Here is a 25,362-nt window from a genome sequence, read left to right on the forward strand (position 1 = left end):
TCACGACCGCCCCCGACCACTGACCGACCAGACCACATAGAACGAGTCCGGCACGCGAGTATGAGCCCGGCACGCCACAACACGAGGAGACGAAAGTGACCAACCCCTTCGAGGACGCCGACGGCGTGTACTCGGTGCTCGTCAACGGCGAGAACCAGCACAGCCTGTGGCCGGAGTTCGGGGAGATCCCGGTGGGCTGGACGCTCGTCCACGGCCCCGGCCCCCGCCAGGAATGCCTGGACCACATCGAGACCAACTGGACCGACATGCGCCCGAAGAGCCTCGCCGACCGCGAGGCAAGCTGACAGAACCGCTCGTCACCACCCGAGACAGACAGCGTCACGGGCGTGGCCGCCGGACCAGGACAAAGGTCCGGCGGCCACCAGAGGTCGTCCGCGCCTGGCCGCGCCGGGCGGGTGCGTACGGCATGGACGTCGATCAGGACTGCGGTCGCGGGACCTCGGTGGCCGGGTCGCCGTCCACGGCGGCGGCGAGTTGCGGGACGAGGCGGTCCAGGGTGTACGGCAGGCTCAGCACCGAGACGAACGACAGCGCGTTGCCGTAGTCGCCGCTGTCCTTCACGAACACCTCGCGGCCCTGCTTGACCACGTCGAGGTCGGCGTACAGCTTGTCCTGGTGGAGCTTGGCCGGGTCCGTGGCCGGGTCGCCGACGATCCACACGATGGACTTGGCGTCGAGCAGGTCGGTCCGCTCCTTGCTGATGTTCGCGCCGAACCGGTCCCCGACCGCCTTGTCCAGGCCCTCCGGGATCGTGAAGCCGAGCGAGGTGAGGACGCGCGAGCGGCCGTCCTGCGAGCCGAATACGAATACCCCTTCGTAGGGGGTGGCGATGACGCCGGTCGCTCCCACGAACTCCGGGTGCTCGGCCTTCGCCGCGGCGAAGCGGTCCTCGACCCCCTTGACCAGGGCCTCGGCCTCGGCCTCCTTCCCGAGTGCCCGGCCGATGACCTCGGTCTGCCGCTGCCACGGAACCCCGTAGTCGTTGTACTCCTTCGGCTGGGCCACCACCGGGGCGATCTTCGACAGGGTCTCGTACTGCTCCTTCGTCACCCCCGAGTACACCGCGAGGATCAGGTCCGGGGCGAGGGCGGCGATCTTCTCCACCTGCGGGCCGGTGCCGGTGTCCTTGAGCACGGTCGGGGCGGTGGCGCCGTTCAGCTTCGTGCTCGCCCACGGGCCGATCGCGCCCGGATAGCCGCCGAGCCACTCGGTGGTGCCGACCGGGACCGTGCCCAGCGCCACCACGGCGTCCTGGTCGGTCAGGCCGACCGTGACGACCCGCTTGGGCGCGGCGGAGATGGTCGTACTGCCGAATTTGTGCTCGATGGTCACCGGGAAGGCGGCGGACGCCGGCGCGGAGCCGGTGGCGGCGGGGGCGGTGGACCCGGCGGTACCGGAACCCGGGCTCGAGCCGCAGGCGGCGACGGCGCCGAAGAGCAGGACGGACGCGAGAGCCGCGGCCGTCCGGCCGCCTCTCAGGGTGCGGAGCATCAGGGGTTCCTTCGTGTCAGATCAGCTGGTGCGGGTCATGGCTGGGGGAAGCTGTGCGGCGGGTACGGGCTCATGGGCTGGGCGGCAAGTCGCGCGGCCGGTGCGGCTCGTCGGCCGAGGGATAAGTTGTGCGGCGCATGTGGCTCATGGAGTGGAAGGGAGATTGTGCGGCCGGTGCGGCTAATCGGTTGAGGGACAGGTTGTGCGGCGGGTGCGGCTTACCGGCGAAGGGATGGATCGGACGGCGGGTGCGGGTCCTGGTCCGGGGGAAGGACGGGGCGGGCCTGTGACCACGCCTCCCACAGCACGGCGTAGGGCCCGCCGGCCGCGCGCAGCTCGTCGTGGCGGCCGCTCTCGACGACGCGGCCGCCGTCCATGACGACGACGCGGTCCGCCGTGGCGGCCTGGGTGAGGCGATGGGCGACGATCAGGGCGGTACGGCCCTCGATCGCCCGCTCGGCGGACCGCTCCAGCACACGGGCGCCGGCGCTTCCGGCCTCGGCCGTCGCCTCGTCGAGCACCGCGACCGGGGGATCGGCCAGCACCATCCGGGCCAGGGCGAGCTGCTGCACCTGCGCGGCGGTGAGGCGGTGACCGCCCTCGCCGACGACCGTGAGCAGGCCCTCGGGCAGGGTCTCGGCCCAGCCGAGCGCTCCGACGCGGTCGAGCGCCGCGCGCAGTTCGTCGTCGGTCGCCTCCGGCATGGCGAGCCGCAGGTCGTCGGCGAGGGGCCCGGCGAAGACGTGCGTCTCCTGCGTGACCAGCATGACATCCGGGTCGATCCTGGAGGCCTGGTTGGTCTGGATCGTCAGGTTGCTCGGGTCGGATCCGCCGTCGTCGGTCCCGGGGCGGGAGGGTACGGTCACGCGGACGGTTCCGGTGGTGGGGGTGTGGACGCCGGCGACGAGCTTGGCGAGGGTCGTCTTGCCCGCCCCGCTCGCGCCGATCAGTGCCACGTGCTCGCCCGCCGCGAGGGCGAGGTCCACGTCCCGCAGCACGGGCCTGCCCGGCTCGTACGCGTGCCCGAGCCCGGCCACCGTCACGACCGCGCCCGTCCTGTCAGAGCCCGTCACGACCGCGCCCGTCCCGTCGGAGCCCGTCCCGTCGGAGCGCGACCCGCTCGTGCCGGCTCCGTTCGCGTGCGACCCGTTCGTGCCCGGGCCATGGGCGTGGGGTGCGGGGGGGTGTCCCGGGCGCGGAGCGGTGGTGTGTCCGGCGCGCGTGGCCGGGCGCGGAGCCTCAGGGGCGGGCAGGTCGGTGACGCCGACGAGGCGGGCGAGGCCGGCGGCGGCGACCTGGGCGTCGTCCATCAGGACCAGGGCGGAGTTGATCGGGCCGAACAGACTGTGGAAGTAGAGGGCGGCGGCGGTCGCCGTGCCGATGGAGGCCGACCCGCCGCGCACGAGCAGGAGCCCGGCGAGCAGCACCGCGGCCAGACCCGCGTACTCGGCGATGTGCAGGCGGCTGTAGAAGCGCAGCACCAGGCCGACGCCGCGCATGGTGAGATCCAGCGCAGCCCTCGACCGCTCGGCCGTCTTCCCGGCGTGGTCCCGCTCCAGGCGGAACGCCCGGACGGTGGCGGCGCCGCCGATGGTGTCGAGCAGTTGCTGCTGCATGTCCCCGGCGGCGACGCGCTGTTCGGCGTACAGCGGGACGGCCCGGCGGACGTACCAGCGCGCGGTGTGGAGCTGGACGGGGACGGCCACCAGCGCGGCGACCAGGAACCGCCAGTCGAGCACGGCCATCGCGGCGAGGGTCAGCACGATGGCGAGCAGCGAGCGGGCCAGTTCGGGCAGCGCGGTGCGCACCGCCTCGGCCACCCGGGCGACGTCGGCGGTGACGCGCGCGGTCAGGTCGCCCGAGCCCGCCCGTTCCACCTGCTCCAGGGGGAGGTGCAGAGCCCGGTCGACGAACCGTTCGCGCAGCCGGGCCAGTACCGTCTCGCCGAGCCGGGAGACCAGCGAGAGGCCGAGCGCCGTGGCCAGTCCCTGCGTGACCGCGACGACCACCAGCAGCACCACGGGCACGGTCAGCGCGGCGGGGCGCCGGTCGGCGACCAGGTCCACGACCCGTCCGAGCAGCGGCTGCGTCATCAGCCCGATCGCGGTCGCCGCCACCATGACGGCGAACCCGCCCGCCGCGAGCCCGCGATGGGGACGCAGCAGTTCGCGCACGGCGGCCCGTGTCCGCCGGGGTGTCGCGGTGGGCAACAGCTCACGCCCGGCGCCGCCACCCGACCTGGACCCGGCCCTCACGGGCGCCACGGGTGCGGTGGTCTCTTCGAGGGCCACGGGAGTCTCCGGTGTGCCAAGGGTGGTGCCGTCGTTCATGCCAGGACCGCCGTGCGGTAGGTGATGTCGTCCCGGAGCAGGTCGGTGTGCGAGGACGGGCCGGTGACGCGCCCGGCGTCGAGGAGGACGACCCGGTCGGCGACGGCGAGCAGCGCGGGGCTGGTGGTCACCAGGATCGTCGTGCGGCCCCGGCGCAGGTCGCGGATCCCGGCCGCGATCCGGGCCTCGGTGACGGCGTCGACCGCCGTGGTCGGGTCGTGCAGGACCAGGACGGGCCGGTCGGCGGCCAGGGCGCGGGCCAGGGCGACCCGCTGGCGCTGCCCGCCCGACAGTGACCGCCCATGTTCGCTGATCAGCGAGTCCAGGCCGTCCGGCAGCGCGCGGGCGACCTCGTCGGCCGCGGCCGCCACCATCGCCGGGGTGTCGTGCTCCGGCGGCCGGGGCTCGTCCTGCAGTGTGGATCCGTCGTCTTCAAGTGCGAGGCCGTCGTTCCGCGTCCCAGGGGCGCCGCCGTCGTCCAGGGGGTCGGCGTGGAGCGCGGCCGTGAGGTTGGCGCGGAGGATGCCGGCGAACAGGTCGGCGTCGTGGGCGGCGACCAGGATCGCCGTGCGCAGGCCGGCCGGGGAGAGGTCGCGCAGGGGGACGCCGTCCAGTTCGACCGTTCCGGCCTCGGGGTCGGACCGGCGGCCGAGGCAGTCCAGCAGGGCGGCGGCGTCGGCCGGGTCGGTGGCGGCGACGCCGAGCGTCTCCCCGGCGGGGATGTCCAGGTCGAGGTCGCGCAACCCGCCGCAGGCGACGCCGCGCAGCCGCACCGCGCCGCGTACCGGCACGGCCGGCGGACGGCCTCCGGGGGCGACGGCCGGGGGAGCGGCGAGGACCTCGGCGACGCGCGCCGCCGACGCGCGCCCCCGCGCGAACTCGGCGTTCACCCAGGAGAACGTCTCCAGCGGCCCGAGCAGGAACAACGCGAGCCCGACCGCCGAGACGAGCTGCCCCAGGCTGATGTCGCCCTGCGCGGCGAGGCGTCCTCCCACCAGGGCCACGACGCCGATGAAGATCCCGGTGAGCGCGAGCACCACGCCCTTCTGGAGGGCCTCGGCGCGTGTCGCCCGCAGGGTGGCCGCCAGCGAGTCGCGGCTGGTGCGCCGGTAGCGGGCGACCGCGGCGGCCTCGGCGCCGATCCCCTTGAGCACCCGTAGCCCGGCCACCAGGTCGGCGGCGACGCCGGAGGCGTGCGCGGCGCGCTCCTGCTCGGCCTCGCTGCGCCGCTCCAGCGGCTTGCTGAGCAGGTGCCCGAGCCAGAGCAGCAGCGGCGTGCCGGCCAGCACGGTCAGGCCGAGCGGCACCGAGGTGCGCAGCAGCGCCACGGCGCCGACCAGCAGCCCGGCGAGGGCCGAGACGGCGAACATCAGCGCCATGGCGACGGCGCCGGCGCGGCGGGCGTCCTCGGTGGCGATGGAGGTCAGCGCGCCGGGCGGGCGGCCGTCCTCGGCGCCGCCGCCGGGGTCGAGCACGCGGCCGACGAGCGCGACGCGCAGCGCGTGGGCTGCCCGCTCGGCGGCGCGTTCCCCGGCGCGGGCGCCGAAGCGGAAGCCGAACGACAGGGCGAGGTAGACGACGGCGAGGACGGCGAGCCAGCGCAGCAGCGCGCCGAGGTCGCCGCGGGCGATGGCCTGGTCGACCACGACGCCGATCAGGACGGGGACCAACGCCTCTCCGGCCTGGTGAACCATGCCGAGCACCGAGCCGAAGGCGACGTCCCGCCACTGTCCTTTGATCGCACGGCCGAGAACCACCCGCCCTGACGTGCCCACACGTCTCCCCTTCGACCGCCCGGCTCAAACTTAGGTTAGGCTACACTAAGTTGACGTTGCCGAACGAGATCCGGTGGGGCATCGATCCAGGGACCTCGGGGAGCGGCTCCGCCGGGCGTTACCGGCTAGCGGGGCTCGTGGAAGGCGAGGGCGAGCTCGCGGGGCCACCGGTGGTCGAGGGGGAGTTCGCGCCGGGGATCAGCAGGCGCGGGGCGCCCGTGCCGTCGGAGGGGACCGACCAGGTGTTGTTGGTGCCGTCGCCGGTCTGCAGTGCGTAGGCGATCGTGCGGTCGTCCAGCCACGCCGGCTGGTCGTCCACGCTCCGGGTCTCGGCGAGCGGCGTGACGCGCCCGGACGCCAGGTCGAGGACGGACAGGCGCCAGCCCTTCTTCGGGTCGCCGCCGACGGCCGACTTGTAGGCGATGCGGGTGCCGTCGGGGGACAGGGACGGGCACTCGACGTTGTCCCGCAGCGTCCGCATGGTGCGCGCCGTGAAGTCGCCCTCGACGAGGTGGCGGCGCCCGCCGGTGGAGAGGGTCGCGTAGAAGCGGTTGTCGTCGGCGGCGAACGTGACGCCCCAGAAGTTGGCGTCCGGGTTGCGGTACGGGCGTCCGTTCAGGGTGATCCTGAAGTCCTCCAGCGACTTCACGAGCCGTCCCGTGCGGGTGTCGAGGATCCCGGCCTGGGTGGAGAAGCCGGTCGTCGCGTACGAATGGCCGTCGATGAACAGCGTCCAGGCCACCATCCGCCCCGACGCCGACACGCGCAGCCGGTTCGGGAAGCCCCGCAGCGGGATGGACGCGCGCTCCTTCAGGGACGTGTCCATGACCGACAGCGCGGTCGCGCTGAGCGGGCCCGCCGGCTTCAGGCACGCGACGGTGCCGGCGGCGGCGTAGGCGCGGTCGCACTCCAGCGCGGTGACCTCGCGCGGTCCGCCCGGGTCGGCGCTGGACACGGTCGACAGGCGGCCGTTGGTCAGCACCTGCAGGCGCGGCCCGCTCCCCACCGGGGCGGAGGGCACGGCCGCGGCCTGGTCCCTGGCCGACTTCGCCGACCGCGCGGACGCGGCGTAGGCGATGGCGACCCCGGCGAGCAGCAGCGCGGCCAGCGCGGTCACGAGGATACGGGTGCGCGGGCTGAGGGTCATCGTGACCTCCGGATGAGCAGGACGGCGACCGCGGTGGTGGCCGCGACGGCGAGACGGCCGCCGGCGGTCCTGATGGGGCCGCCGGCGGCACCGCTCCTGTCCAGAGCGGTCAGGTACACGGTCAGTGGCAGTTGGTGGTGCCGCTGTCGGTGAACGTCTTGCCCGACTGGGGCACGAACTGCCAGGTGAAGCTGTTCGCGTGCAGCGTCAGCTTGAGGACGCCGTAGGTGTCGCTGTTGCGGACCTCGCTGTTGGGCAGGATCGTGCCGAAGCTGTAGTGGCCCGCACCGCCGGACCCGACCACGAAGTGGCGGATGCCGCGGGTGCTGTCGAGCTGGTTGGACGGGTTGATCGGCGCGAACCGCTCGTACTGGTGGTTGTGGCCGGTCAGGATCAGGTCGGCGTTGTTGTCGTACAGGGCCTGCACGAGCGGCGCCACCGAGGTGTCGGGCGCGTGGTTGGAGCCTGAGGTGAAGCGCGGGTGGTGCCACATCGCGACGGTGCACGGCCGGCCGCTGGCGGCCAGGTCCGAGCGCAGCCACTGCTCCTGCGCGGACCCGGCGCCGCAGCCGCCGATGGCCGAGCAGTTGGAGTTCAGCACGACGACGTGCCAGTTCGAGCCGACGTCGTAGGAGTAGTAGCCCTTGCCCTGCTGGCCGGCGGCCGAGCCGAAGTAGCCGAAGTAGCCGCTCGCGTTCGAGGTGTTGTAGTCGTGGTTGCCCGCCACCGGCCGCGTCCGCGCCTTGTGACGGCCCCACGTCGGGTCGTAGTAGGTGTTGAACTCCGAGGCGGTGCCGTTGGTGTAGACGTTGTCGCCGAGGGTGAACACCGTGCCGGGGATGTTGTCGAGCAGCGCCGCCGTGGCGGTGTCGCCCGACCCGGAGTCGGCGATGTCGCCCGCGCCGACCAGCACCGGGTCACCGGAGGGCGGGGGAGTGGTGACGGTCGGGGACGGGGACGGGCTGGGGACGGTGTCGGTGGTCACCACGAGCTGCGGCGCCGTGGCGCTCCCGCTCTCTCGCGAGTCGTAGTCGGCGCCGTCGTTGTTGGAGGAGGTGACGCCGATGCTGTAGGTGCCGTTGCCGGTCACGTACGACGTCACGTCGATCTCGTACCAGGCGTTGCGGGCCACCGAGCCGAGCGTGCCGAGCGTGGCGCCGTCGATGGACGGCTGGGCGTTCCACGTCGTGCCGGTCTCGGACCAGGTGTTGTTGCTCATCCGCTTGAACGTGCCGCCGCTCGGGCTCTCGGAGCCGGCCACGTCGTCGGTGTGGACGCGCAGCTTGGCGCCGGTGACCGTGCCGGACACGCCGGACACGGTGAAGCGCAGGAACATCCGCTTGACCGGCGAGTTGTCCACGCCGAGCTGGGCGGAGGTGCCGTAGTTGGTGCCGGTGGCGCTGTTGTCGACGTAGGTGTCGGCCACGGGGGTGAAGGTGGTGGTCGCCGCGTTGGCGACGCCACCCGAAACGGTCACGGCGGTGATCAGCGCCGCGCCTGCGGCGACCGCCGCTGACGCCGCCGTGAAGGCCTTGCGTCGGAACATGTGTGCTCCTCGTGCAACGGGGGGTGGGGCACCCCGGACGGTAGATCGTCCGTTGCTCAGCCCGATGAGCACGAGTGAATCACAGGGGGTCCAGCACGTTAATGACAGGATGACCGCGCCTCCACGCGGCTTGTCAAGCACTGCCGGGCGCGTCGGACGGGTCAGGTGACCGTGCGGTCGACGGCGGCCGGGGCCAGGACGTGGTCGATGACCATCAGGGCCGCGCCGAGCACGCCCGCGCGGTCGCCGAGGTCGCTGATGCTGATCGTCAGGTGCTGGGTGGCCAGTGGCAGCGACCGGCTGTAGACCACCTCGCGGACCCCGGCCAGGACGTGCTCGCCCGCCTCGGCCAGGTCGCCGCCGAGGACGATCGCCGCCGGGTTGAAGAAGTTCACCAGCGCGGCCAGCACGTCGCCGACGTCCCGCCCGGACTGCCGGATGAGCTGCAGGGCCAGCAGGTTGCCTCCCCGGACCAGCCGCACGACGTCCCTGCTGCCGGTCGCCTCCAGCCCGGCCTCGCGCAGCCGCGCCGCGAGCGTGCCGCCGCCCGCGCCCGCCTCCAGGCAGCCGGTGTTGCCGCACCGGCAGATGACGTCGCCCGCCGAGGTGACGCGGATGTGGCCGATGTCGCCCGCCGCGCCCTGGGCCCCGCGGTGCAGGCGGCGCTCGGAGATGATGCCGCAGCCGATGCCGGTGCCGATCTTCACGAAGATGAGGTGCTCGGCGTCGGGCCGCGCCGCCCGGTGCTCGCCGAGGGCCATGATGTTCACGTCGTTGTCCACCAGGACGGGCGTGGCGAGCCGCGCCTCCAGCCACTCCGGCACCGGGAAGTCGTGCCACCCGGGCATGATGGGCGGGTTCACCGGGCGTCCGGTCGCGTGCTCGACGGGACCGGGCAGGCCGATCCCCACGCCGCACAACCGGGACCGCTCCGTCCCGATCTCGGCGAGGAGCGCTTCGACGGTCTCGACGACCCACCCCAGCGTCGTCTCGGGTCCGCGGGCGATGGTCACGTCGGCGGTGCGTTCGGCGAGGAGGGTCCCGGCCAGGTCGGTGAGGGCGACCCGCGCGTGCGTGACGCCGAGGTCGGCCGCGGCCACGACGCGCCCGCCGTGGTTGAATGCGAACGCCACGGCCGGGCGCCCGCCGGAGGACACGGCGTCGTCCGCGGGCACGATCCACCGCTGCGCGAGCAGCGCGTCGAGCCGCTGGGACACCGTGGACCTGGCCAGCCCGGTGAGCTGGGTGAGCTCGGCCCGGGTGCGCGCGCGCCCGTCCCGCAGGATCGCGAGCAGGGTGCCCGCTCCCGTGCCCGCTGTGAGGTGCCCGTCCGGCTCGGTCGGCATGCCGCTGCTCACGGCGGCTCCTTTGCTCGCAGCAGAAGCGTTCACTTCTGACGTTTTCGACAGTCATTATGCTAGATATGCCATGAGTTTTGCTTGACGGTCGGCATAAGTCGTCCATAACATCCCGGATTATGAAGAACATGAGCCGGGCGCGATCGGGTCGATCGTGAAGCGGTCGATCGGCGTCGGCATGGTCGGGTACGCGTTCATGGGACGCGTGCACTCGCAGGCGTGGCGCGGCGTCGGCGCGTTCTTCGACCTCCCCCTGGCCCCCGCGATGACCGCGCTCGCGGGACGATCCCCGGAGCGCACGGCCGAGGCCGCGCGCACCCTCGGATGGGCGTCGGTCGAGACCGACTGGAAGGACCTCCTCACCCGCGAGGACGTCCACATCGTCGACATCTGCACGCCCGGCGACTCCCACGCCGAGATCGCCCTCGCAGCCCTGGAGGCGGGCAAGCACGTCCTGTGCGAGAAGCCGCTGGCCAACACCGTCGCCGAGGCCGAGGCGATGGCCGAGGCGGCGCGCGCGGCGGCGGCCAGGGGCGTGCGCAGCATGGTGGCGTTCAACTACCGCCGCGTGCCCGCCGTCGCGCTCGCCCGCCGGTACGTCGCCGAGGGGCGGCTCGGCGAGATCCGCTCGGTGCGCGGTGTCTACCTCCAGGACTGGCTCGCCGACCCCGAGTTCCCCCTGGTGTGGCGGCTTCAGAAGGACAAGGCCGGGTCCGGCGCGCTCGGCGACATCGGCGCGCACGTCATCGACACCGCCGAGTTCATCCTCGGTGACAGGCTCACCGGCGTGTCCGGCCTGACCGAGACCTTCGTCAAGGAACGCCCGTACGCCGGCGACTCCGCCGGTCTCACCGGCCAGGGACTCGCGGACGGCAAGGGCCCGGTCACGGTCGACGACGCGGCCCTGTTCCTCGGGCGGTTCTCCGGCGGCGCCATCGCGTCCTTCGAGGCGACCCGCTTCGCCGCCGGCCGCAAGAACGCGCTGCGCGTCGAGGTCAGCGGCTCGCTCGGCAGCCTGGCCTTCGACTTCGAGTCGCTCAACGAGCTGTGGTACCACGACCACACGATCCCGGCCGAGGACTCCGGCTTCCGGCGCATCCTCGTCACCGAGGCCGGCCACCCCTACGCCGGGGCCTGGTGGCCGCCGGGGCACGGCCTCGGCTACGAGCACACCTTCGTCCACGAGGTACGCGACTTCCTGGAGGCGATCGGCGAGGGGACCGACCCCGCGCCGTCCTTCGAGGACGGCCTGCACGTGCAGCGCGTGCTGGCCGCCGTCGAGCGCAGCGCCGCCGAGGAAAGCCGCTGGACCGCCGTCTGATCGCCCGGTGATCACCCGCTGATCACCGGGCCCGCCCAGGGGGGCCGAGAGCCCGCCGCCCGCAAGTGCCCCGGCCAGGTCGCCGGCCCACCGTCGCGCCGAGACGGAGAGCCGGTGAGTGCCACCCGACCGGGCCTTACGGGCGGCGGCGCGTTTTCAGGCGCCGCCGCCCCCGCTCACGCCGAGGCGCCGGGAAGCCCGGCAAGGCGCAGCAGCAGGTCCTTCACCTCCGTCGCCGCGATCTCGTCGCGCCCGAGCGAGGGGTCCGAGCACAGCAGCACCGGTCCGTCCGCCGGGTCGTCCGGCAGCCGCCCGTGCGAGCCGCCCACGCAGGACGGGTCCAGCGGGACGACCTGCATCGAGTAGCGCATCCCGAGCTTCTTGCGGACGAGCGCCGTGGCGGCCCTGGCCTTGACCAGCGGGTCCTGCGGGTCCATGAACAGCTCGGCCGGGTCGTAGCCGGGCTTGCGGTGGATCTCGACGTTGCGCGCGAAGTCCGGGGCGTGGTCGTCGTCCAGCCAGTAGTAATAGGTGAACCAGGCGTCCGGCTCGGCGACCAGCACCAGCTCTCCCGACCGCTCGTGGTCCAGCCCGTGCTGGATCTTCCCCTCCATCGTCAGCACCTCGTCCACGCCCGGCAGTTCGGCGCAGATGTCGCGGACACGCTTGACGTCGGCCGGGTCGCGCACGTAGACGTGCGCGATCTGGTGGTCGGACACCGCGAACGCGCGCGAGGTCCACGGGTCGAGCAGCTCGCCCCCGTCCTGGACGTAGACCTCCAGCAGGCCGGCGCGGCGCAGCGCCCGGTTGACGTCGACGGGCCGGCGCGCCGTCGTGATGCCGTACTCCGACAGTGCCACGACCGCCGCGCCCCGCGCCCGGGCGTCGTCCAGCAGCGGTCCGAGCTCGGCGTCCACGTCCCGCGCGGCCTGGACGGCCTGCGGCGAGTCGGGGCCGAACCGCTGGAGGTCGTAGTCGAGGTGCGGGACGTAGACCAGGAGGCAGTCGGGGTTCTCGCGGTCGAGGATGCGCCGCGCGGCGTTGACGATCCACCGCGAGGAGGTGATGTCGGCCGTCGGGCCCCAGTAGGTGAACAGCGGGAACGGCCCGAGCTCGCGGGTGAGCTCGTCGTGCAGCCGCGGCGGGCGGGTGTAGCAGTCGGGGGACTTGCGCCCGTCGGCGTGGTAGACGGGCCGCGGCGTGACGACCACGTCGGTCGCCGCGCCCATCGCGTACCACCAGCACACGTTGGCGACGTTCCAGCCGGGGGCGGCGGCGCGGGCGGCGTCCCACAGCTTGTCGCCCTGGACCAGCGCGTTGTGCTGGCGCCACAGGAAGACCTCGCCGAGGTCGCGGAAGTACCAGCCGTTGCCGACCACGCCGTGGTCGCGCGGCATCAGGCCCGTCAGCAGCGTCGACTGCACCGAGCAGGTGACCGCGGGCAGGATCGTCCGCAGGTTCGCCTGGAATCCCTCGGCGGCCAGCCGCCGCAGGTTGGGCATGTCCGCCAGCAGCCGCGGCGTGACGCCGACGACGTCGAGGACGACGAGTTGCCTGGTCATGCGTTGATCTCCTCAAGTCCGAGCGCCAGCAGGCGGGCCCGTGTCCAGTCAAGTTCCGCGGCGAGGCCCTGGACGAGGCCGTCGTCGCCCGTGGGGCGGCTGCCCTCGGGCAGCACCTGCCAGGTGTAGGTCTCGACCTCGACGTGGTCGGTGAGCGCGGCCGGTCCGCCCAGCAGCGCGTCCAGCGTGTCCCCCAGGACGGCGGACGTGCTCGCCAGTGGGGGCTCCGGCGCGGCGTGCAGCGGCAGGTGGAAGTGCACCCGCCACGGGCCGTGCTCCGGCAGGCCGCCGGCCAGCGCCTCGTCGAGGTCGTCGGTGGCCAGCACCCCGCCAGGGCCGTTCTCGCGGGTCTGGTGCAGGAAGCGCCGCTCGTCGAAGCGGGCCAGCTCCGCGCGGGTCGCCGGGTCCGCCGGGTCGTCCACGTGCAGCGCGGCCGACGCCTGCGTCTTCACCACCGGCAGGCCGGCCGCGCCGAGCCGGGCCAGGGCCTCGCGCGGGTCCTCGAACGCCACCGCCAGGTGGCACACGTCCAGGCAGACGCCGATCCACTCGTGGTCGGCGGCGGCGAGCAGCGCGGCGGCCTGGCCGGTGGTCTCGACGACGCAGCCGGGCTCGGGTTCCATCGCGACCCGCACGACGCGGCCGGTCTCGGCGGACAGCTTCGCCAGCCCGTCCGCCAGTTCGGCGAGGTGGCGGCGGGCGGCCTCCGCCCGGTCGTGGTCCCACGGGTCGCGCCAGGCCAGCGGCAGGGTCGAGACGCTGCCGCGCCGGGCGTCGCCGGGCAGCAGCCGGGCGAGCACGGAGGCCACGTCCAGCGTGTAGCGCAGGCGGGGCCGCTCGCTCCAGTCGGGGGAGTACACCGCGCGCTTCACGACGGGGTCGTGGAACCCCTTGTACGGGAACGCGTTGAGGGTGACCACCTCCAGGCCGCGCGCGTCCAGCTCGGCGCGCAGCCGGTCCACCGCGGCCGGATCGGAGGCGAGCGCGGAGGCGACGTCGCGGGCCAGCCATAAGCCCAGCCCGAGGCGGCCGGCGCCGAGCCGTTCCCGTACGGGCTCGCCGAAGCGGGCGAGCTGGGCGAGCACCCCGTCCAGGTCCTCGGCCGGATGGACGTTGGTGCAGTAGGCGACGTGCACGACCGTGCCGTCGCGGTGCAGGAACCGCATCTCTCACCTTTCCCGCGGGGTCCGGAGCCGTCCGCGAGGACTCACTTGCCTGCCCAGGCGCGTGCCGGCCGCGAGGGCCCGGAAGCGGGTCCCGCGACCGGTACGGCTTACGTCGGTGACACCTTCCTGGACAACCGGCGGGCCAGCGGGAACGCCGCGAGCACGCCGGCGGCGGCGGCCATCGAGCCGTTGCGGGCCACGAGCGCCGCCTGCAAGGGGATCAGGCCGAGGATCCCGGCGCCGACCGCCTTGCGCACGCGCCCCGGCGTCGGCTGCTGCACGGCGGACGACTGCGGCCCGCCGACCGCCGCGCCGTAGACGGTGGCGAGCGCGGCGGCGGCGGCCCGCGCGGGCGCCGGCACGCCTCGCCGTCCGGCGAGCGCCGCCACCCCGGCGATGGCGGCCGTCCCGGCGAGCCCGGCCAGCGGCACCTCCTTGCGGGTGCCGTGCACCTCGCCGCGCGACAGCACGGTGAGGCTCAGGGTGTGCGCGCCGACCGTCAGCGCCTGCGGCAGCGCGGCCCGCCTGCCGCCCGCGCCGAGCAGGACGTTCAGCGTGCGCGCGGCGGCCATCGCGACCGGCCCGGCGGGCGTGTTCTTCAGTGCCATGTCGTACGCCCAGACGGCCCCGGCGAGCGGGACCGCGACCTTCAGCGCCGAGCGTCCGCCCGCGAGGCCCGCGGCGGCGACGCCCGCGGCGGTCAGCCCCGCCGCCGTGCCCAGCGCGAACCCGGGGGTCACCCGCCCGGAGGGGATCGGCCGCCCGGGCCGTTCCTCCTTGTCGATCTCGCGGTCGGCGTAGTCGTTGAGGGCCATCCCCGCCCAGTACAGGCAGACGGAGCTCGCCACGAGCCCGGCGGACCGGCCGCCGTACGGCCAGCCGGACGCCGCCGCGCCCGCCAGCACGTCGCCGGGGACGGTCAGCGCGGCGGGGGCCCGTACCAGCTCGGCCAGGGTCCGCGCGTCGGGTAACCCGCCCCGGGGTTCACGGTCGGTCACTGGTGGTCCCTTCGTGGGGACGCGCGCGCCGAACGCGTCAGGGGCGGAACATTCGGCTCATCGACGTGCCACCACCGCTGAGCGCGAGACGTCCATATTGTTACGACGGTATTGCTCCATGGTCAATGCCTGTGTCCGGCTCTCTACCCCTGTGGTGGTGTCTGTCCCTACTGGTGAGGAACGTCCCGCGGTCTCCGCCGGGTGGCGCCCATACGGTCGGTGCGCGGGACGGCGTCCCCGTGGCGCGGGACCCCGCGGCCCTTGCCCCGATCGCGGCTGGTTGAATGCCGCCATGATCAGCCCGCAATGACCTCCGCGCGGCGGGTGTACCTCGCCGAGGGCTTCACGCGCCGGCCCGAGCTGGACTGGGATCCGCTGCCAGGCTTTCCGATTCGATTAGCGAATCGTAGTTAGGTCGTGGCATACTGTTACCCGCACGCCCGGCGCCCAGGCGACGTCGGGCACCCTCCCCGGTCCAGGCTGTGCACGCTTGGCCGGTCAGCGTCCGGAGGGACGTGCTCGACGGGCCGGCGGCTCCGGTTGCCGGCACCAGGGCACGAAGACGATCGGTGAATACCGGGCAGCTCGTTGTGCCTTGATTCTGTGTAACGCACAGGATCGCTAAGCCAATCAGAGACGCTGCTGGCCTACGGGCGTGACCTGATGTCGTGAGCGAGGCGGCCGGAACCCGGAATTAGCGTCCGAAATGGTGAGACGCTCCGATCGCCTGGCTCGACATCCCTTCATGATCTACGTTGGTGCTCGTGAACCAGGACGAGCCGACCAGGAGTGACCTTCCGTGACGGACGACGCCGCGATGCCCGCCCCGGAGCATCAGAAGATCGACACCTCGGTGCCGCACTCCGCCCGCATCTGGAACTACTGGCTGGGCGGCCGGGACAACTATCCCGTCGACCGGGAGGCGGGCGACCAGTTCGCGCAGGTCTTCCCCGGCATCGCCGAGCTGGCCCAGGCCTCTCGGCACTTCCTCAGCCGGGCCGTGCGGTATCTGGCCGGTGAGGCCGGGATCCGCCAGTTCCTGGACGTCGGGACGGGCCTGCCCACCGTGGACAACACCCACGAGGTCGCCCAGCGGGTGGCCCCGGACGCACGGGTGGTGTACGTCGACAACGACCCGCTGGTGCTGGTGCACGCCAACGCGCTGCTCGCCAGCGCCCCGCAGGGCGTCACCAGCTTCATCGACGCCGACCTGCACGACCCGGAGGCGATCCTGAAGGCCGCCTCCCGCACCCTGGACCTCGACCGGCCGGTCGGCCTCATCCTGATGCAGATCACCGGGCACATCGCCGGCACCGCCGAGGCGCACGCCCTCGTGCGGCGGCTGATGGACGGGCTGCCGCCCGGCAGCCACCTGGCCTTCAACGACAGCGCCGACACCAGCGTGGCCAACCTGGAGGCGACCCAGCAGTACAACGACACCGGCGCCGTGCCCTACCACCTGCGGACGCCGGCCGAGCTCGCCGGCTTCTTCGACGGGCTGGAGCTGCTGGAGCCGGGCGTGGTGCCGATCGCCCAGTGGCGGCCGGAGATCGATCCCTCCGTCGCGGTGGTCGATGTCGACGCGTGGGGCGGCGTCGCCCGAAAGCCCTGATTCTCATCGGCATGCCGGAGCCGCCGGCGTGCCGCGCTGACCGGCCCGCGTTCGCGCCCCCGCGGGCCGGCCCCGCGCGCTCAGAGGCGGCTCTTCCCGAGGTGCGCCAGAAGGGCCCGGCCGAACTCGGCCGGCTTCTCGATGTGCGGGCTGTGCCCGCAGCCCTCGAACACGACCTCCTCGTAGGGGCCGTAGCGCTCCAGGACAGCCCGGGTCTGGGTGACCATGGGCTGGGCCGGCGTGCCGTCCCAGCCGGGTACCGCGCCGATCGCCCCCAGGTGGGCGAGGTCGAAGAACGAGGTGTCGGAGACGATCACGTCGTCCGCGCCCCGGATCCACAGGATCGGCGGCTTGGGGTCGATCGTGTGCAGGTCGTCGACGCGGAAGTGCGTCGGGGCCAGCGAATTGAGCACTCCCCGCCCGCCCGGCGCGATGCCGGGCCAGGCCCCGGAGGGGACCGAGTCGCCGGGATAGTTGTCCTCGCCGAGGAGGGTGGACAGCATCGACTCCACGAACGCGTCCTCCTCGCCGCCGAAGTCGGTGCCCGGCACGACGTACGCCGTCCGCAGCACCGTGCGAGGGGACACCGGCGAGTCCGCGGACCGGTCGCCCGCCCGGAGCGCCGCCACGAACTCGGGGTTGGCCGCCCCGCCACCCGAGCCCGTGCCGTCCGGGTGGGTGAGCGCCCCCTCTGCCCCCTGCGTGCCGCCGAAACCGTACGGCGACACGGGGTTGACCAGCGTGACGCTCCTGACGGCCGCGGCGCGGTCACGCAGCGCCTGGAGCACCACCCCGCCGCCGAGGCTCCAGCCGACGAGATGGGCGGGGCCCAGCACGTCGAGGAGGGACAGCACGTCGTCGGAGTAGTCGCGTACGCCGCGGGAGGCGTCGACCGGCAGGGCGTCGGAGTCGCCGAAGCCGCGCAGGTCGACCGCGAACGGCCGGAACCCGCCGGCCGTGGCAGCCATCGCCGACCGCCAGAACGCGCTCGACGAGACGTTGCCGTGCACGAACAGCACGGGTTCGCCCGAGCTCCCGGGCACCGACAGGACGTTGAGGGTCAGCCGCGAGGTGGTGACCCGTTCGGCGGAGATGGTGGGACTCATCGCTGGGCTCCAAGGAACAGGGATCATTCGGGGTCTCGCCGGTCGGGCCGGCGTCGGACGGCGGAGCCGTCGAAGCGGCCGGCGATGGCGCCGGCCACGCGCTCGGCGCCCCTCGGCCCGAGGAGCACCGTGTAGTGGTTGGTGCCCTCCACGTCGTCCCACCGGAACCCCGGATGGGCGGCGGCGAAGCCGTCCAGGGCCTCGGGCGGGTACAGGCCCGGGGGCTCGGCGAGCAGCCCGAGTGGCGAGCGGAGGAACGTGGGCATGACGGTCGTGGCGTCCCACGACGCTTCCACATCGCCGCCGCCGAGCTGCGCGGAGTCCTCGGCCACGGCGTCGAACCGTGACGAGCTGTGCCACCCGTCCGGGCCCGGCGCCAGGTCGTAGTCGACGTAGGCCTCGACCGCCGGCGACCACGCGCCCGCGAGGGCGGGGTGCGCCCGCCAGAACCGACGGTAGGCGTCGTGGCCGTCGAAGGTCATGGCCAGCCGCTCGGCCGCGGGCCCCAGGCTCGCCCGCAGGAGGGTCTCGATGGGCACGCCCTCGGGGCGGGGCAACGGCACCCCTCCGTCGACGAGCACCAGGTCGCCGAGCGTGCCCGGGTGCCGGTGCGCGGCGACCATGACGGCGAAGCCGCCCATCGAGTGGCCGGCCGTGACGTCGGCCCGGCCGAACGTCCCCACCAGGGCGTGCAGGTCGTCGGCGTGCCGCCGCATGCCCCACGGTCCCGGCAGGCCGGCGCTGCGGCCCCGGCCGCGCAGGTCGGGCGCCACGAGCCGGGTGCGCGGGACCGTCGTCACCAGCCGTTCGGCGACCAGCGCCCAGGCCAGGTGCGAGGACGTGACCCCGTGCAGGGCGTACACGGTGTGCTCGGCGGGGGCGTCCGGGGGGAGATCGGCGGACTCCCAGACTCCGGCGCGGAGTCGCCCGCCGCGGACCTCGACGTCGGTGGTCCGGTAGCTCATCGCGCGATCCACCCGCCGTCCAGGGTGCGGCGCCCGGCGGCGAACGCGCGGGCGACCCCCGCGCCGATCCCTGCGCCGATCCCTGCGCCGATCCCCGCCCCGCCACCGGTGACCAGCACCTTCCGGCCCGTGCTCGTGGTCGTCATTCCGGTTCTCCTTGCCCGTCTCGGGGTACGTCGAGGGCGCCGAGCGCGCGTCGCACGAAGCGCATGACCTCGTCGAACACGGGAGGCGGGACGGCGGCGGTGTCGTCCCAGAGCACCCAGCGCATGCCGACGAGCTCGCCGACGCCCATCAGTGCCCACGCCGCCACCACGGGGTCGATGCCCTCCGCGATCTCCCCGGCGGCGCCGGCGCGCCGCAGTCCCTCCGCGTAGCCCTCGACGATCCGGGTGTAGTGGCGGCGCAGCGCGGCCGGGGACACGAACTCCGCCTGGCGGATGATGCGGTAGAGCGCCGGATGCTCCGCGGTGAAGCGGAAGAACGCCTCGAAACCCAGGCGCTCGGCCTCGATGCGGTCGCGTCCGGTGGCGGACGCCTCGCTCATGGCGTGGCGCACCCTGCGGTTGAGGTCGTCGACGAGCTCGTCGAAGATCTGCAGCTTGCCGGAGAAGTACAGGTAGAAGGTGCCCTGCCCGACCCCGGCCGCCTCCGTGATCTTGACGATGGACGCGTCGTGGTACCCGAGCTGGGCGAACACCTGCTCGGCCGCCTCCAGCAGCCTCGCGCGGGTCCGCTCGGCTCGCGGAGTGCGGGACGCCTTGCCCACGCCCTGCCCGGTGGCGCTCACAGTGCCCCTTCCTCTGAGTTCTCGCAGTGCGGACGGTGCCGGTCGCGTTCGCGCCGGCGCAGCTCGCGGCGCAGGACCTTGTCCAGGCCGGAGCGGGGGAGCTCGGCGACGAACTCGACCGCGACGGGCACCTTGAACGACGCCAGCTCGCGGCGGCACAGCCCCAGCAGCTCACCGGCGTCGGTGTCGCACCCGGGACGCGTGACGACGTCGCCCACGCTGTAGCCGGCCGCCCTGAGCCGCGCGGCGAGCGCGGCGGAGCGTTCGTGGAGCTCGCCGTAGGTGACGGGCACTCCGCCGCCGTCGATCGCCACGGCGGAGGGGACCGCCCGCGCCCGGTCGGCGACGAAGCGGCCGACCAGGTGAGCGGTGCTCATGGGCTCGCGAACTCCTCGTCGGGGACGCCCACCTCATCGAACATGACAGGTGGTTCAGGTCTCAGAGTCTGGGGAGTGCGGGGGCGGCCTGTCAATAGGGAGGCGCGGGGGGCCTGGGCGTCATGGCGGACTCGGCCGGCCGGGAGCCGACGCCGGGTATATCGCGGGGCTCACGCCGATTGCGGGCGATGTTGGGGCGGCCCGGAAATGTACTCGCGAACGCGCGCTAACACAGGTGAACGCGAGGGGCGCACGGGAAACGCAGGGGAACGCGGGGGAACAACCGGGAACATGCGGGAAAAGAAATCGCCGTGAAATGGAGAACGCGGCAGGAGCCCGTTGACTCCCGCCGCGTTCGTGTCCGCGCCGCCTGGATCATCCCCAGGGCGTGTTGCCGCGCCACACCGAGTGCGTCGTCGCGCCGACGTGGGTGTGGGTGGAGGTCGTCGAGACGCGCACCGCGTGCTTCGACGTGCTGTGGGCCGATGCCATGGTGCCGGCCGCCATCACGCCTCCGGCGGTCACGGCGGTGACGAGGAGGAGGCGGGCGGCGAACTTCGAGAGGTCGGGCTTCATGACTGCGGTCCCCTTGTCTGAGGCGGCGGATTCGCGTCCGGCGCTGTTTCCCTGCTCGCATCGCCAAGGTATTCGCTGCCACTATCCGGTCCCTATCCGCGCGCTTCTGACGGGCTATGGCCGCCGTTCCGCGTGTGGACTCTTATTACGCCGAAATCTTTTTTGTCACAGGCGTATCCCCTTTCACCCCCGTTCGCGCGCCGGAGCCCCGCGGGGCGTCACGGGCGCAGCGCCGCGAGTCGCTGCTCGAACGGGACGAGGACCTCAACGGCCGGGCGCGCGGAGGCCGGGCGGGCCGCGACCAGATCGGCCAGCTCCCGCGCGGCACGGTCCACGCGGTCGGCCAGGGCGTCGGCGGATCCGTCCCCGCCCCCGCCCCAGTCCTCGGACGCCGCGTACACCGCCGTGGGGACGACGATCGCCCGCAGATAGGCGAACATCGGGCGCATCGCGTGCTCCAGCGCCAGCGAGTGGCGCGCCGAGCCGCCGGTCGCGGCGATCAGCACGGGCTTTCCGGCGAGCGCGGTGTTGTCGATCACGTCGAAGAACGACTTGAACAGCCCGCTGTAGGACGCGTTGAAGATGGGCGTCACGGCGATGAGGCCGTCCGCCTCCGTCACCGTCCGGATCGCCTCGCGCAGCCGGGCGCCGGGGAACCCGTTCACCATGGCGTTCGCGATGTCGGCGGCGAGGTCGCGCAGGTCGACGACGGCGACCTCGGCCTCGCGGTCCTCGGCGAGGAAGGATCGGGCCGCCTCGGCGAGCCGGTCGGCGAGCAGGCGCGTCGACGAGGGCAGGCCCAGGCCGGCGGACACGGCCACGAGCTTCAGCGGGGTCATCTCTCTCCAAAGTCCTGGGGCGGCGGGGACTTCATTGAAGTTTCAAGCATCTGAACGCGGATCGGCCGCGGATATTCCAATCACCCGTATTCCAATCACCTGGGCCGCCGTCCGAGTGAGCGGAGGGCCGTCTTCAGGCGTCCTCGCCGATGTCCTCGTTCCACAGGGCGGGGTTGGCGGCGATGAAGGCGGTCATCAGCGCGGCGCACTCCTCGGAGTCCAGGACCAGCACCTCCACCCCGTGCGCGGCGAGCCACTCGTGCTGCCCGGCGAACGTGCGGCTCTCGCCGACGATCAGCCCGGTGATGCCGAACTGGCGGATCAACCCGCTGCAGTACCAGCACGGCGACAGGGTGGTGACCATGGTGGTGCCTCGGTAGGTGCGCTGGCGGCCCGCGTCGCGGAAGGCCGCCGTCTCGCCGTGGACGGACGGGTCGCCGTCCTGCACGCGGCGGTTGCGCCCCCGGCCGAGCAGCCGGCCGTCGGAGGCGAACAGCGCGGCGCCGATCGGGATGCCGCCCTCGGCGTACCCCTTCCTGGCCTCCTCCAGTGCCACCCTCAGCATCGCGTCCGGCTCGCCGGTCTCGGTCGTCATGGCATCACTATCCCCCGTCCGACGCCGCCGGGCACCGGACCCCGGAGGCGTGTCCCGGGCGGGTCGCGCGCCGACTTTACGTTAAATGCTGCATCGCGCCGTCCATCCTTGAGCCCGGATATCGCGGTGGGCGAAGGTGGCGGAAACGGTCCCGCATGGGCGGGCGCCTCTGATCGGTCGTTTGGACGGGAGGAAAAGGTAAGGCGTATCTCGGATCGAATCCGGAGGGCGCGACGTGTCTCGACTCCACGTCCGGCGATGAAGCGCGGGCGTCCGATCCTCGGGTGGCAGGAAGTGGACAGGCCGCTGCAACTTGCTGTCATCGGTGCGCATGGTCCCTGGGGGCGCGGTCCCACAGAGTTGTTCGTGGGAGTACCAATCGCCTCGGCGTCAGGGGGACCAGCGCATGACGAGATCGGCCCCGCGCCGCTGGTGACACCGCCGGCCGGGCCGCTCGCCCGCGGATCCCGACCTCGGCGGATCCCGCCTCTCCAGTCGTCGCGTGAGTACCGCGACGTCCGAGATCGCGATCAAGGAGGTGCGATGTGACCCACCCATTCGCGTCACGCGAGGAGATCGAGCTGCGGGCTCCGGCGCGGGCGGGGATCGCCACCACAATCGCCGTCGATTCGCGGTTCATCGGACACAACCGGACTCAGCCAGGGCCACGGCCCCCGTACGACGCGCACGGTGCCGAGTGGACGGGGTAACGGTGGCGAGCAGAGGCTGGGACATGTATCTGCACACCCTCGACCAGTACCTCACCCGCTTCCCCGGCCGGTTCGCGCTCGTCGTCTACACCCCGCCCCCGCGTTCCCCCGGGGAGGAACCGTTGTGGGCGGCGCTGGAGCGCGGCCTCGGGCTGAACGGCCCGGTCGTCCGGGGAGACCGCGTGCGGCTCACCCCGGAGGGGTTCGGCGCGATCGAGGGGGTCGCCGACTACGTGGCGCCGCACTTCCTGGGCGTGCGCACCGGTGACGGGCTCTACAGGTTCATCGAGGGCTCCAAGGCGACGATCGTGATCGGTCACCACATCTTCTCTGACGACATCGACCCCGCGGACAACGAGCGGGCATGGCTGGACTGGCTCGCCGGCGTGTTCGGCCATGGGGATCCACATGACGAGCGCTGATGCCGATACGAGTGCCCAACCCAAGGACCCGGCCGCCGGCGAGGGCGGCCCGGTCCGCGGGGGCGGCACGACCGAGGACGGGATGGACGACGTGATCGATATGGGGACGACCACCGGGGGAGCCGTGCCCGCCACGGCGGACCCGGAGCACACCGGGCACGGTACCGGCGATGCCGGGACGCAGGACGCCGGGCCGGAGCGTCAGGAGTCGGGCCGGTCGTTCCTCCTGGGGCTCGCCTGGTGGCCATGATGCACGCGATCCCGCGCCGCCGTGACATGCGTGGCATGACCGCGGCGGCCTAGCGACCCCGGCGTGCCGGTACCCGTTGGTGCGGCGGGTGTCGGCACGCCGGCCAGGGTCGCCGAGCAGCCGAGCAGTCGGGGGGCCGAGCAACCGGGGGGCGGCTCAGCCGGCCGGCATGGCCTCGCGCGCCGGGTCGGCCTCCGCCCGGGGCACGACCCGCCGCCGTACCACCAGCCCGAGCGTCGCGACCAGCAGCCCGGCGACGCCGGCCACGACGAACGGCCCCGCGGGCCGCCAGGTGTCGTACAGCACGCCCCCGAGCGCAGAAATGATCATGATGCCCGCGGCCCCGCACAGCGTGTGCACGCCGAAGGCCGCCCCGCGTACCTCCGCCGGCACCTGCTGGGCCAGCAGCGGGCCCGCGGTGGTGATGCCCGCGATCTCGCCGACGCCGATGAGCACCGCCACGAGCATCATGCCGCCGCCGAGCGGGTCCTCGACCAGCAGCGTCGACAGATACGCCACCGCCGCGAGGGCCTGGGCGAGGACGACGAGGTTCTGGCGGGGCATCCGGTCGCCCAGCCAGCCGAACACCGGGGCGCAGAGCAGCGCGACGGTCTGGGAGACGCCGACGACGGCCCCCGCCTTGGCCAGCGCCTCCGCGCTGGTCATCCCGCGTTCCGAGGTCGCGTAGTCGGAGATCCACAGCGTCATGAAGCTGACGACGATGGCGAGGTCGGCGCGCGCGACGAACGAGGCCGCGTACGACAGCGCCACGCCGGGGTCGCGCGCGAGTGCGACGCCCTCGCGTACCAGGCGGGGGAGCGGGGTGCGCTCGGCCGTCTCGCTCACCTTCACGGAGGAGAGCGTGAGCCAGAGCAGCCCGGCGACGAGCAGGATGCCGGCGGCGATGAGCAGGAACGCCAGCCGGGTCGCCGCGACCGGGGACAGGCCGCTTCCCTCCAGAGTCCGCGGCAGCTTGACGAGCACCAGCACGGCGATCACGGCGCCCACGCCGCTGAAGACGCCGGTGAGCCCGTAGGACTTGCCGCGCGATCGGGTGCGGACGTAGTCGATCGCGATGGTCGAGAGCATCGCGTTGAGCGCCGCCACGCCGAGGCCGAACACCACGCGCAGCGCGATCAGCACGGCGGTGTTCCCCGCGAACGGGAACAGGGCCGTGCCCGCGGCGCACAGCAGCATCCCGGCTATCACGATGAGCCGCCGCCCGAAGCGGTCGGCGAGCGCGCCGTACCAGGCCAGGCTGAGGATCATCGCGAGTTCCGCGGCGAAGCCGAGCACCCCCACGGTGGTGCCCTGGGAGGACTCGGGCACGCCGAGGATCGTGGTGAGGATGTGCGGCTGGGCAGACGGGAGGAAGGAGATGACCGCGGTGCTCACCGTCGCCATGGACAGCAGCGCCCACATGTTGCCCTTGGTGATGCCGTCGGCGAGTTGTGCGCCCAGCACACGGCGCGTGGGGGGTGCGGCCATGGGAAGATCATGGCACCGTGTCGTGGCTTTTATCTACATACACGGACATTCAAGGCGGCTTGTTAAGATCCCCCCTGTGAAGCGGACCTGTGGAGGCCAGTGATGAACCCGGCGCAGTTCGGCAAAGGTTTCGACCCAAATGTCCCGAACGCGGCGCGTATGTACGATTACTGGCTGGGCGGTAAGGACAACTTGCCCGCCGACCGGGAAGCCGCCGAGAAGGTGCTGAAGTTCGTCCCGGAGATTCCCGTCGGCATCCGCGAGAACCGGGCGTTCCTCATCCGGGCCGTGCGCTTCCTCGCCGAACAGGGCGTCCGCCAGTTCCTCGACATCGGCGCCGGCCTGCCGACGCAGCGCAACGTGCACCAGGTGGCCGCCGAGTACGCCCCCGGCGCGCGCACGGTGTACGTCGACAACGACCCGCAGGTGCTCGTCCACGCCCGCGCCCTGCTGCAGGACAGCCCCCAGGTGCTGGTGGTCGAGGGCGACCTGCGCCGCCCGATGGAGATCATGGGCGACCCCCAGGTGCGCGAGCACCTCGACTTCGACCAGCCCATCGCCGTGCTCATGCTGGCCATCGTCCACTTCATCGAGGACTCCGACGACCCGGCCGGCATCATCGCGAAGATCCGTGGCGAGCTTCCCCCGGGCAGCTACATGGCCATCTCCCACGTCGCGATCGACGAGCGCCCGCAGTCGGCCGCCGGCGTGGAGCGCGTCTACAACGGCGCCTCCGCGCAGTTCGTCGCCCGGAGGTCCCGCGAGATCGAGCCGTTCTACGACGGGCTCGACCTGGTCGAGCCGGGCCTGGTGAACCTGCACCAGTGGCGCTCGGACATCCCCGTGACCGCACCCGCGCTGGAGAAGGTCTCCGCGTACTTCCTGTGCGGGGTCGGGCGGGTCCTTTGACGTGCTCT

24 protein-coding genes are annotated in these 25,362 nt (G+C 73.1%); 6 read left to right on the forward strand and 18 right to left on the reverse strand.

Annotated elements, in window-relative coordinates; all coding sequences use genetic code 11:
• Positions 1 to 95 precede the first annotated feature (95 nt).
• The gene (locus AB0M95_RS10920; RefSeq protein ID WP_363762031.1) at positions 96 to 305 is read left to right on the forward strand and encodes an MbtH family protein; all 210 of its coding nucleotides are present in this window, start codon (positions 96 to 98) and stop codon (positions 303 to 305) included.
• Between the two features lie 133 nt (positions 306 to 438).
• Here the strand turns inward: AB0M95_RS10920 and AB0M95_RS10925 are convergent, their stop codons facing one another.
• The 6 genes from AB0M95_RS10925 to AB0M95_RS10950 all read right to left on the reverse strand — a co-directional run bounded on the left by AB0M95_RS10925 (position 439) and on the right by AB0M95_RS10950 (position 9,656).
• Entirely contained in the window at positions 439 to 1,512 is a 1,074-nt protein-coding gene (locus AB0M95_RS10925) for an iron-siderophore ABC transporter substrate-binding protein (RefSeq protein WP_363762033.1), read from the reverse strand.
• Between the two features lie 218 nt (positions 1,513 to 1,730).
• Complete coding sequence (locus AB0M95_RS10930; RefSeq protein WP_363762035.1) at positions 1,731 to 3,842, reverse strand: ABC transporter ATP-binding protein; 2,112 nt, start codon at positions 3,840 to 3,842, stop codon at positions 1,731 to 1,733.
• Entirely contained in the window at positions 3,839 to 5,617 is a 1,779-nt protein-coding gene (locus AB0M95_RS10935; protein WP_363762037.1) for an ABC transporter ATP-binding protein, read from the reverse strand. The genes AB0M95_RS10930 and AB0M95_RS10935 overlap by 4 nt, the downstream gene beginning before the upstream one ends.
• 118 nt (positions 5,618 to 5,735) lie before the next feature.
• Complete coding sequence (locus AB0M95_RS10940) at positions 5,736 to 6,764, reverse strand: hypothetical protein (RefSeq protein WP_363762039.1); 1,029 nt, start codon at positions 6,762 to 6,764, stop codon at positions 5,736 to 5,738.
• A 121-nt stretch (positions 6,765 to 6,885) separates the two neighbouring features.
• Entirely contained in the window at positions 6,886 to 8,310 is a 1,425-nt protein-coding gene (locus AB0M95_RS10945; protein ID WP_363762041.1) for a DNRLRE domain-containing protein, read from the reverse strand.
• Between the two features lie 161 nt (positions 8,311 to 8,471).
• On the reverse strand, positions 8,472 to 9,656 hold the full coding sequence (locus AB0M95_RS10950; RefSeq protein ID WP_363762212.1) for an ROK family protein: 1,185 nt from the start codon (positions 9,654 to 9,656) through the stop codon (positions 8,472 to 8,474).
• 166 nt (positions 9,657 to 9,822) lie between these two features.
• Between AB0M95_RS10950 and AB0M95_RS10955 the strand changes: the two genes are divergently transcribed.
• Positions 9,823 to 10,989 carry a Gfo/Idh/MocA family oxidoreductase gene (locus AB0M95_RS10955; RefSeq protein WP_363762043.1) on the forward strand — a complete coding sequence of 389 codons (1,167 nt, stop codon included), beginning with the start codon at positions 9,823 to 9,825 and terminating at the stop codon, positions 10,987 to 10,989.
• 176 nt (positions 10,990 to 11,165) lie between these two features.
• On the opposite strand, the gene AB0M95_RS10960 is transcribed toward AB0M95_RS10955, so the two are convergent.
• The 3 genes from AB0M95_RS10960 to AB0M95_RS10970 form a co-directional block, all read right to left on the reverse strand.
• Positions 11,166 to 12,551 (reverse strand): nucleotide pyrophosphatase/phosphodiesterase family protein, encoded by a 1,386-nt coding sequence (locus tag AB0M95_RS10960; protein ID WP_363762045.1) that lies wholly within the window; start codon positions 12,549 to 12,551, stop codon positions 11,166 to 11,168.
• On the reverse strand, positions 12,548 to 13,717 hold the full coding sequence (eboE, locus tag AB0M95_RS10965; protein ID WP_363762047.1) for a metabolite traffic protein EboE: 1,170 nt from the start codon (positions 13,715 to 13,717) through the stop codon (positions 12,548 to 12,550). The genes AB0M95_RS10960 and eboE overlap by 4 nt, the downstream gene beginning before the upstream one ends.
• A 107-nt stretch (positions 13,718 to 13,824) precedes the next feature.
• On the reverse strand, positions 13,825 to 14,715 hold the full coding sequence (locus tag AB0M95_RS10970; protein ID WP_363762049.1) for an SCO3242 family prenyltransferase: 891 nt from the start codon (positions 14,713 to 14,715) through the stop codon (positions 13,825 to 13,827).
• An 817-nt stretch (positions 14,716 to 15,532) separates the two neighbouring features.
• Between AB0M95_RS10970 and AB0M95_RS10975 the strand changes: the two genes are divergently transcribed.
• The gene (locus AB0M95_RS10975; protein ID WP_363762214.1) at positions 15,533 to 16,327 is read left to right on the forward strand and encodes an SAM-dependent methyltransferase; all 795 of its coding nucleotides are present in this window, start codon (positions 15,533 to 15,535) and stop codon (positions 16,325 to 16,327) included.
• Between the two features lie 80 nt (positions 16,328 to 16,407).
• Here AB0M95_RS10975 and AB0M95_RS10980 read toward each other — a convergent pair whose 3' ends face one another.
• The 8 genes from AB0M95_RS10980 to AB0M95_RS11015 form a co-directional block, all read right to left on the reverse strand.
• On the reverse strand, positions 16,408 to 17,433 hold the full coding sequence (locus AB0M95_RS10980; protein WP_363762051.1) for an alpha/beta hydrolase: 1,026 nt from the start codon (positions 17,431 to 17,433) through the stop codon (positions 16,408 to 16,410).
• Positions 17,434 to 17,456: 23 nt separating this feature from the next.
• The gene (locus AB0M95_RS10985) at positions 17,457 to 18,398 is read right to left on the reverse strand and encodes an alpha/beta hydrolase (RefSeq protein ID WP_363762053.1); all 942 of its coding nucleotides are present in this window, start codon (positions 18,396 to 18,398) and stop codon (positions 17,457 to 17,459) included.
• Complete coding sequence (locus AB0M95_RS10990) at positions 18,395 to 18,544, reverse strand: hypothetical protein (protein ID WP_363762054.1); 150 nt, start codon at positions 18,542 to 18,544, stop codon at positions 18,395 to 18,397. Before AB0M95_RS10990 ends, AB0M95_RS10985 begins: the two co-directional genes overlap by 4 nt.
• Positions 18,541 to 19,188 (reverse strand): TetR/AcrR family transcriptional regulator, encoded by a 648-nt coding sequence (locus AB0M95_RS10995; protein ID WP_363762056.1) that lies wholly within the window; start codon positions 19,186 to 19,188, stop codon positions 18,541 to 18,543. Before AB0M95_RS10995 ends, AB0M95_RS10990 begins: the two co-directional genes overlap by 4 nt.
• Positions 19,185 to 19,565, reverse strand: a complete 381-nt coding sequence (locus AB0M95_RS11000; protein WP_363762058.1) for a hypothetical protein — start codon at positions 19,563 to 19,565, stop codon at positions 19,185 to 19,187. The genes AB0M95_RS10995 and AB0M95_RS11000 overlap by 4 nt, the downstream gene beginning before the upstream one ends.
• A gap of 375 nt (positions 19,566 to 19,940) precedes the next feature.
• Positions 19,941 to 20,141 (reverse strand): hypothetical protein, encoded by a 201-nt coding sequence (locus AB0M95_RS11005; protein ID WP_358515041.1) that lies wholly within the window; start codon positions 20,139 to 20,141, stop codon positions 19,941 to 19,943.
• Between the two features lie 218 nt (positions 20,142 to 20,359).
• Positions 20,360 to 20,980 (reverse strand): FMN reductase, encoded by a 621-nt coding sequence (locus AB0M95_RS11010; protein WP_363762060.1) that lies wholly within the window; start codon positions 20,978 to 20,980, stop codon positions 20,360 to 20,362.
• Between the two features lie 133 nt (positions 20,981 to 21,113).
• Positions 21,114 to 21,575, reverse strand: a complete 462-nt coding sequence (locus tag AB0M95_RS11015; protein ID WP_363762062.1) for a nucleoside deaminase — start codon at positions 21,573 to 21,575, stop codon at positions 21,114 to 21,116.
• A gap of 733 nt (positions 21,576 to 22,308) precedes the next feature.
• On the opposite strand from AB0M95_RS11015, the gene AB0M95_RS11020 reads away from it, so the two are divergent.
• On the forward strand, positions 22,309 to 22,707 hold the full coding sequence (locus AB0M95_RS11020; protein WP_363762064.1) for a hypothetical protein: 399 nt from the start codon (positions 22,309 to 22,311) through the stop codon (positions 22,705 to 22,707).
• Positions 22,694 to 22,957: a hypothetical protein gene (locus AB0M95_RS11025; protein ID WP_363762066.1), complete on the forward strand. Its 264-nt coding sequence runs from the start codon at positions 22,694 to 22,696 to the stop codon at positions 22,955 to 22,957. Before AB0M95_RS11020 ends, AB0M95_RS11025 begins: the two co-directional genes overlap by 14 nt.
• Positions 22,958 to 23,113: 156 nt before the next feature.
• On the opposite strand, the gene AB0M95_RS11030 is transcribed toward AB0M95_RS11025, so the two are convergent.
• On the reverse strand, positions 23,114 to 24,445 hold the full coding sequence (locus AB0M95_RS11030) for an MFS transporter (RefSeq protein ID WP_363762068.1): 1,332 nt from the start codon (positions 24,443 to 24,445) through the stop codon (positions 23,114 to 23,116).
• Between the two features lie 102 nt (positions 24,446 to 24,547).
• Here AB0M95_RS11030 and AB0M95_RS11035 point away from each other — a divergent pair, with 102 nt between their 5' ends.
• Positions 24,548 to 25,354, forward strand: a complete 807-nt coding sequence (locus tag AB0M95_RS11035) for an SAM-dependent methyltransferase (RefSeq protein ID WP_363762070.1) — start codon at positions 24,548 to 24,550, stop codon at positions 25,352 to 25,354.
• Positions 25,355 to 25,362 lie beyond the last annotated feature (8 nt).

This window comes from Sphaerisporangium sp. NPDC051017, assembly GCF_040683095.1.
In the GTDB taxonomy this organism is placed as follows: Bacteria; Actinomycetota; Actinomycetes; order Streptosporangiales; family Streptosporangiaceae; genus Sphaerisporangium.

Excerpts from the sequence above, each read along its gene's own strand:
- AB0M95_RS11035 (WP_363762070.1), top strand. The coding sequence starts at position 24,548 with ATGAACCCGGCGCAGTTCGGCAAAGGTTTCGACCCAAATGTCCCGAAC.
- AB0M95_RS11020 (WP_363762064.1), top strand. The coding sequence starts at position 22,309 with ATGTATCTGCACACCCTCGACCAGTACCTCACCCGCTTCCCCGGCCGG.
- eboE (WP_363762047.1), bottom strand. The coding sequence starts at position 13,717 with ATGCGGTTCCTGCACCGCGACGGCACGGTCGTGCACGTCGCCTACTGC.
- AB0M95_RS10925 (WP_363762033.1), bottom strand. The coding sequence starts at position 1,512 with ATGCTCCGCACCCTGAGAGGCGGCCGGACGGCCGCGGCTCTCGCGTCC.
- AB0M95_RS10985 (WP_363762053.1), bottom strand. The coding sequence starts at position 18,398 with ATGAGCTACCGGACCACCGACGTCGAGGTCCGCGGCGGGCGACTCCGC.
- AB0M95_RS10975 (WP_363762214.1), top strand. The coding sequence starts at position 15,533 with ATGCCCGCCCCGGAGCATCAGAAGATCGACACCTCGGTGCCGCACTCC.
- AB0M95_RS10945 (WP_363762041.1), bottom strand. The coding sequence starts at position 8,310 with ATGTTCCGACGCAAGGCCTTCACGGCGGCGTCAGCGGCGGTCGCCGCA.
- AB0M95_RS11025 (WP_363762066.1), top strand. The coding sequence starts at position 22,694 with ATGACGAGCGCTGATGCCGATACGAGTGCCCAACCCAAGGACCCGGCC.
- AB0M95_RS10960 (WP_363762045.1), bottom strand. The coding sequence starts at position 12,551 with ATGACCAGGCAACTCGTCGTCCTCGACGTCGTCGGCGTCACGCCGCGG.
- AB0M95_RS10940 (WP_363762039.1), bottom strand. The coding sequence starts at position 6,764 with ATGACCCTCAGCCCGCGCACCCGTATCCTCGTGACCGCGCTGGCCGCG.
- AB0M95_RS11010 (WP_363762060.1), bottom strand. The coding sequence starts at position 20,980 with ATGACCCCGCTGAAGCTCGTGGCCGTGTCCGCCGGCCTGGGCCTGCCC.
- AB0M95_RS11030 (WP_363762068.1), bottom strand. The coding sequence starts at position 24,445 with ATGGCCGCACCCCCCACGCGCCGTGTGCTGGGCGCACAACTCGCCGAC.
- AB0M95_RS10930 (WP_363762035.1), bottom strand. The coding sequence starts at position 3,842 with ATGAACGACGGCACCACCCTTGGCACACCGGAGACTCCCGTGGCCCTC.
- AB0M95_RS10980 (WP_363762051.1), bottom strand. The coding sequence starts at position 17,433 with ATGAGTCCCACCATCTCCGCCGAACGGGTCACCACCTCGCGGCTGACC.
- AB0M95_RS11005 (WP_358515041.1), bottom strand. The coding sequence starts at position 20,141 with ATGAAGCCCGACCTCTCGAAGTTCGCCGCCCGCCTCCTCCTCGTCACC.
- AB0M95_RS10950 (WP_363762212.1), bottom strand. The coding sequence starts at position 9,656 with ATGCCGACCGAGCCGGACGGGCACCTCACAGCGGGCACGGGAGCGGGC.
- AB0M95_RS11000 (WP_363762058.1), bottom strand. The coding sequence starts at position 19,565 with ATGAGCACCGCTCACCTGGTCGGCCGCTTCGTCGCCGACCGGGCGCGG.
- AB0M95_RS11015 (WP_363762062.1), bottom strand. The coding sequence starts at position 21,575 with ATGACGACCGAGACCGGCGAGCCGGACGCGATGCTGAGGGTGGCACTG.
- AB0M95_RS10990 (WP_363762054.1), bottom strand. The coding sequence starts at position 18,544 with ATGACGACCACGAGCACGGGCCGGAAGGTGCTGGTCACCGGTGGCGGG.